Below are 5828 nucleotides of genomic sequence, written 5' to 3' on the forward strand. Positions count from 1 at the left end.
GCGGCGCACCGCGTGCGGCGAGAGCGGAAGGCCGGCCTGCGCGGCCGCGGCGGCCGCGCGCAGCGGGAGTACGGGGTCGCGGTCCGGCCGTGCGGTGCGGGCGAGTACCGCCTCGCCGTCCTGTTCCACGACGCCGTCGGCCAGCGGGGTGCGCTCCGGTGTCTGCTTGCCGCCGCCGACCAGGGCGCGCAGTCGCGGGCGTACCTGCCGGGCCCGCAGCACGCGTGAGACCTCGCGCCAGGTGACGTCGCCCGCGTAGGAGATGGTGCGGGCCGATTCGTACACCTGGCGAAGGAGCGCGTCGGCGTCGAGCAGCCCGAGTTCGGCGGCGACCTGGTCCTGTTCCTGCAGGGTGAGCCGGTCGGTGGCACGGCCGGTGGTCAGGTGCAGGGCGTCCCGGACGTCGAGGAGGCGGCGCCTGGCCTCGGCGAGCCCGGCGCGCGGGGCGTCGGCCAGCCAGGAGGCGGCGACGGCGCGCAGTGCGGTGGCGTCCCTGAGGCCGCCCTCGGCCTCCTTGAGGTCGGGCTCCAGGAGGAACTGCAACTCGCCCTGGCGCTCGGCCCGTTCGGCACAGAGTTCACGCAGCGCGGGGAGCCGTTTCGGCGCCTGGTTGCGCCAGTCGGCGAGCACGGTGCTGCGCAGCGCCGTGGTGATGCCGAGGTCGCCCGCGACGTGCCGGGCGTCGAGGAGGCCGAGCTGGACCTTGAGGTCCTCGCCCGCGGTGCGGCGGGCCTCGGCGGGGGTGCGCACCGAGTGGTCGAGGGCGATGCCGAGATCCCATACGGGGTACCAGATGCGGTCCGCGAGCGCGGCGACCGCGCCGTGGTCCGCGCTGCCGTCGTGCAGCAGGAGCAGGTCGAGGTCGCTGCGCGGGGACAGTTCGCCGCGGCCGTAGCCGCCGACGGCGACCAGGGCCGCGCCGCGTACCTCGCGCGCCGATGCGGCGAAGAGCGAGCTCAGCCAGTCGTCGGTGAGCCGGGCGAGCGCCGCACGGCGCGGCGGCCCGGACCGCGACTCTTCCTGGAGGAGACGCAGCCGGGCCGCCGCGTAGCTGCCGGGTTCGGTGCCGCTCTCGCCCGCGTCACCCTGTCCCGTCGTCCTGCCCGCATCGGGCTCCGACGGGTCGCCGGGTTTCGCCGGCACGTCCACGCTCGTCACCTGGCAGCTCCTTGCTCCGTGCCGTTCTTCTTCTCGCGTCGGGTCCGGTCAGAGGGCGTCGGGCCCGCGTTCGCCGGTGCGGACCCGCACCGCCGTCTCGACCGGGATGCTCCAGACCTTGCCGTCGCCGATCTTGCCGGTACGGGCGGCCTTCACGACCACTTCGAGCAGCTGCTCGGCGTCGTCGTCCTCGACCAGTACCTCGATACGGATCTTCGGTACGAGGTCCACGGTGTACTCGGCGCCGCGGTACACCTCGGTGTGGCCGCGCTGCCTGCCGTATCCGCTGGCCTCGGTGACGGTGAGTCCCTGGACTCCGAAGGCGCTCAGGGCCTCCTTGATCTCGTCCAGCCGGTGCGGCTTCACGACCGCCGTGATGAGCTTCATGCGTCCACCTTCGTGTTCTGCGCCGCGGTCGCCGCCGGCGGCACCGTGCCCGTGCTGCGGGCCGCCGAACCGCCGCCCGCACCGCTGTGGTCGTACGCCGTCTCCGCGTGCTCGAGCTGGTCGATGCCGGAGACCTCGTCATCCTCGGTGACGCGCATGCCCATCGTCTTGTGGATGATCAGGGCGAGCAGCGCGGAGGCGAGCAGGGAGTAGGCGAGGACGCCGAAGACACCCGCGGCCTGCTTCCAGAGCTGGTCGAGTCCGCCGCCGTAGAAGAGTCCCGCGTCGTCGGACTGCACGCCGCCGGTGGCGAAGAAGCCGACGAGCAGCGAGCCGATCACACCGCCGACCAGGTGGACGCCGACCACGTCGAGCGAGTCGTCGTACCCGAAGCGGTACTTGAGGCCGACGGCCATCGCGCAGAGCACACCGGCGATGACGCCGACGGCGATCGCGCCGAGCGGGCTGACCGAGCCGCCGGCGGGGGTGATCGCGACCAGGCCGGAGACCGCGCCCGATGCGGCGCCGAGGGTGGTGAACGCGCCGTGCCGGATCTTCTCGTAGGCGAGCCAGCCGAGCATGGCGGCGCCGGTGGCGATCTGGGTGTTGAGGAACATCACGGCGCCCACGCCGTCGTCGTTGCCGAGCCAGGATCCGGCGTTGAAGCCGAACCAGCCGAACCACAGCAGGCCGGCGCCGAGCATCACCAGGGGCAGGCTGTGCGGCCGCATCGGGTCCTTCTTGAAGCCGACCCGCTTGCCGATCACCAGGATCACGCCGAGCGCCGCCGCACCCGCGTTGATGTGCACGGCCGTGCCGCCCGCGAAGTCGATGACGCCGAGGTCGAACGCCCAGCCGCCCTCGCCCCAGACCCAGTGCGCGACCGGGAAGTAGACGACGGTGACCCACAGGGCGATGAACAGCGCCCAGGCGGTGAACTTGACGCGGTCGGCGAGCGCACCGCTGATGAGCGCGGGCGTGAGGATCGCGAACATCAGCTGGAAGGCGGCGAAGACGAAGAGCGGGATGCTGCCGCCGTCGAGCAGTTCGGTCACCCCGATCCCGCTGAGGCCGAGGTAGTCGGCGTCCCAGCCGACCAGGCTGCCCCGGTCGGTGCCGAAGGCCATGCTGAATCCGTAGAGCACCCAGAGGACCGACACGATGCCCAGGCTGATGAAGCTCATCATCAGCATGTTCAAGGTGCTCTTGACGCGGACCATGCCTCCGTAGAAGAAGGCGAGGGCCGGGGTCATCAGCATGACCATGGCGGAGCAGATGAGCATGAATCCGGTGTTGGCGGCAGAGAGCTCCGGGGCATCTGCGGCCAGCGTGATGCCTGGGGGCATCGGCGTCTCCTCGTCGTCGTACGGCCCGTGCGGGCTGAGCCGGTGCGGGGCCTTGGAAGCACCCTCGGGTCCCAGACATTCGCGCAGCGCGGTTTCCGGGGATGCCGCCCGATGTTTCGCGGCAGTGACGAAGAGGTCGTACGTGTTACGTGGCCATGAACTGCCGGACCGGGGGACCGGCGGCCCGTACCGTCCGCGGTGGTGCACGGGGGAAAGAAACCGGCCGCGGCAGGCCCTCCGTGACGACCTGGCGTGGGGGAGCCGAGTCGGGCGTTTCGGGGAGGCCGGCCGCGGCCGGGGTTTCGGTGGCTCCGCTCAGCCCGCTTCGGCGGACTCCGGGAGCTGGTCGGCGAGTTGCTCGGTGAGGTCGATGACCTCGGCGACCTCACCGAAGTCGCGTACGGCGGTGGCGACGGTCTTGCGCAGCCGGGTGTTGACCCGCTCGGAGCGGACCCGCCGGGCGATGGCGAGCGCCTCCCTGGCCGGCTGCACACTCTGCTCGGGCTCGCGCTGGAGCAGGCGCACGGTGGACTGGCCGATCAGATTGAGGGCGTAACTGCGCTGGTGCACCTCGTCGGCGCCGAAGAGCTCGACGGCGCGCTCCATCACGGGCTCGGCGAGCGAGGCGTAGGTGGGGCTGCGGCCCGCGACATAGGCGAGGTCGCGGTACGAGTGGGCGTTCTCCCCGTTGAGTTCGGCCTCCGAGAAGAAGTGGATCCAGTCCGGCTCGCGCTCGGCGAACTCGACCGCGTCCGAGTAGGTGTCCTCGGCCATCCGGACGGCGCGCTTGGTCTTGCTGGGCTGGCCCATGTTGGCGTACGCCCGGGCCTCCATCGCATACAGCATGGCCTGGGTGCGCGGGGTGGCGACGTCGCGGCTGCCGTACTGGGCGAGGTGGATGAGCTCGAGGGCGTCGTCGGGGCGGCCGAGGTGGATCATCTGGCGGCTCATGCCGGAGAGGATGTACGAGCCGAGGGGCTTGTCCCCGGCCTCCTTGGCGGCATGCAGGGCGAGCACGAAGTACTTCTGGGCGGTGGGCTGCAGGCCGACGTCATAGCTCATCCAGCCCGCCAGCTCGGCCAGTTCGGCGGCGATCTTGAACAGGCGGCGTGCGGTGCCCTCCGGCTGGGGCTCCTGCAGCAGATCGGTCACCTCGTGCAGCTGACCGACGACGGCCTTGCGGCGCAGTCCCCCGCCGCACTGGGCGTCCCACTGGCGGAACATCACGGTGGTCGACTCGAGCAGGTCGAGCTCCGGGTCGGAGAGCCGCGACGGGCGCCGGCCTGCGGACGCCTCCCGGACCTCTGCGCCGGCCGGGGCGGCGGGGGTGGCCGGGGTGGGCACCAGCCAGCGCTGCATCGGTTCGACGAGGGCGGGCCCTGCGGCGAGCCCGAGCGAGCTGCCGAGGAAGCCGCGGCGGGCCAGCATCAGGTCGCTGCGGGAGAACTCGCTGATCAGGGCGACCGTGCCGTCCGGCGTCCACGGGAGGTCGACGCCGGAGGCCGAGGGCGACTGGTGCGCGGTGCGCAGTCCCAGATCCTCGACGGCGACCACACAGCCGAACCGCTCGGAGAACAGCTCGGACATGATCCGCGGGATCGGCTCGCGCGGCTGCTCGCCGTCGAGCCAGCGGCGCACCCGCGAGGTGTCGGTGGAGATGTGGTGGGCGCCCAATTGGCGTGCCCTGCGGTTGACTTGGCGGGCCAGCTCGCCCTTGGACCAGCCGCTGCGGACGAACCACGAGCTCAGCTTGTCGTTGGGGCGCTTGTCGGCGGTCGCGCCGCCGCTGCCGTTGCCGCCCACTGGAACGCCCCCATTCCCTGAAACCGTATGACGCCGCCCGTACGCGTCGTCGCGCGCCAACCCTTACCAGAATGGAGGGAGTTGGCACTTGCCTCCGGCGTGATTCACCTGTCGAACTCCTGGCCGGAATGCCTCCGGCATACCCACGAGCGCAAGCATCTCTGCGAGGTTCGTGTACTGAAAGTAATCCTACGATCACCCTCCCGGCGAGGGCGATTGCAGAAACGCCACCATTCGCCACCCCTTCGAATGAACTCCCGTACGGCAACACGCGATTCACTTGACATGGGACGACCGCACGCAGGGTGGAGCGTTGCACAGAGGGGCGCACTCCACCACCCGCACCACCCGGGGTACCTCCGGAAGCCGCTCGGACCAAGCGGATGCGACGGAGGGTCACGGGAAAGTCGCCGGACGTAACCACCGGCGCGAGCGACCCGTTGGAGGGGGCATGGGGTTCACGATCGGCGGCATCAGGGAGATCCGGTCGGGCGCGCGGCGCCGCGGCCGCGAGTCGGCGTGCACGGCGGTCGCCGAGTTCACCGGCCTGTGGGGCTGGGACGCGGTCCCCGGGGCGCGCGCCTCGGACGGCCACTGCTCCTGCGGGGACGACCACTGCAAGGCGCCCGGCGCCCATCCGCTCGGCTTCGCACCGGAGCTCGAGGCCGGCGCGACGCTCCGCGAAGTGACCCGCGTCTGGGGCGAGTTCCCCGGCGCCTCGGTACTGCTCCCGGTCGGCCGCAGCTTCGACGTACTGGACGTGGCGGAGGCCGCGGGCCGCCGTGCGCTGGTCCGCCTCGAGCGGATGGGCCTGCCGCTCGGGCCGGTGGCCGTCACGCCCGAGGGCCGCGCCCAGTTCTACGTCGCCCAGGGCGCCGCGGCCGAACTCCCCGATCTGCTCTACCGCACGGGCTGGGACGACGCGGTGCTCGACCTGACGGCCCTCGGCCCCGGCGAGTACGTCACCGCGCCGCCCTCCGACCGGGGCGGTCTCGGCCCGGTGCGCTGGCTCCGGGCGCCGGCCCTGGACTCGGCGAGCAGCCCGCCGGCCGCCCGGCTGCTGCTCGGCACCCTCGCGTACGCCTGCCACCGCCAGCCCGCCGAACCGTCCCGCGCACCGGTGCGGCGCCGCCC

At 72.2% G+C, this 5828-nt stretch carries 5 protein-coding genes; 1 reads left to right on the forward strand and 4 read right to left on the reverse strand.

The annotated features are described in order from the left end of the window. The 4 genes from DY218_RS25800 to nsdA all read right to left on the reverse strand — a co-directional run. A partial coding sequence (locus DY218_RS25800; RefSeq protein WP_407703686.1) for a [protein-PII] uridylyltransferase family protein occupies window positions 1-1035 on the reverse strand: 1035 nt, incomplete at its 3' end. A 171-nt stretch (window positions 1036-1206) separates the two neighbouring features. Then, on the reverse strand, window positions 1207-1545 hold the full coding sequence (locus DY218_RS25805) for a P-II family nitrogen regulator (RefSeq protein ID WP_128558539.1): 339 nt from the start codon (window positions 1543-1545) through the stop codon (window positions 1207-1209). Then, the gene (locus DY218_RS25810) at window positions 1542-2891 is read right to left on the reverse strand and encodes an ammonium transporter (protein WP_128558540.1); all 1350 of its coding nucleotides are present in this window, start codon (window positions 2889-2891) and stop codon (window positions 1542-1544) included. Before DY218_RS25810 ends, DY218_RS25805 begins: the two co-directional genes overlap by 4 nt. Before the next feature lie 315 nt (window positions 2892-3206). After that, entirely contained in the window at window positions 3207-4694 is a 1488-nt protein-coding gene (nsdA, locus tag DY218_RS25815) for a transcriptional repressor NsdA (RefSeq protein ID WP_128558541.1), read from the reverse strand. A 451-nt stretch (window positions 4695-5145) separates the two neighbouring features. On the opposite strand from nsdA, the gene DY218_RS25820 reads away from it, so the two are divergent. Further along, window positions 5146-5828 (forward strand): bifunctional DNA primase/polymerase (locus DY218_RS25820; RefSeq protein ID WP_147336173.1); only part of this gene is annotated, 683 nt, incomplete at its 3' end.

The sequence above is a fragment of the Streptomyces triticagri genome, assembly GCF_003429565.1.
Classification (GTDB): Bacteria; Actinomycetota; Actinomycetes; order Streptomycetales; family Streptomycetaceae; genus Streptomyces; species Streptomyces triticagri.

What these genes read in the sequence shown, in the direction of transcription:
- DY218_RS25810 (WP_128558540.1), bottom strand. Translation starts at nt 2,891, where the DNA reads ATGCCCCCAGGCATCACGCTGGCCGCAGATGCCCCGGAGCTCTCTGCC.
- DY218_RS25805 (WP_128558539.1), bottom strand. Translation starts at nt 1,545, where the DNA reads ATGAAGCTCATCACGGCGGTCGTGAAGCCGCACCGGCTGGACGAGATC.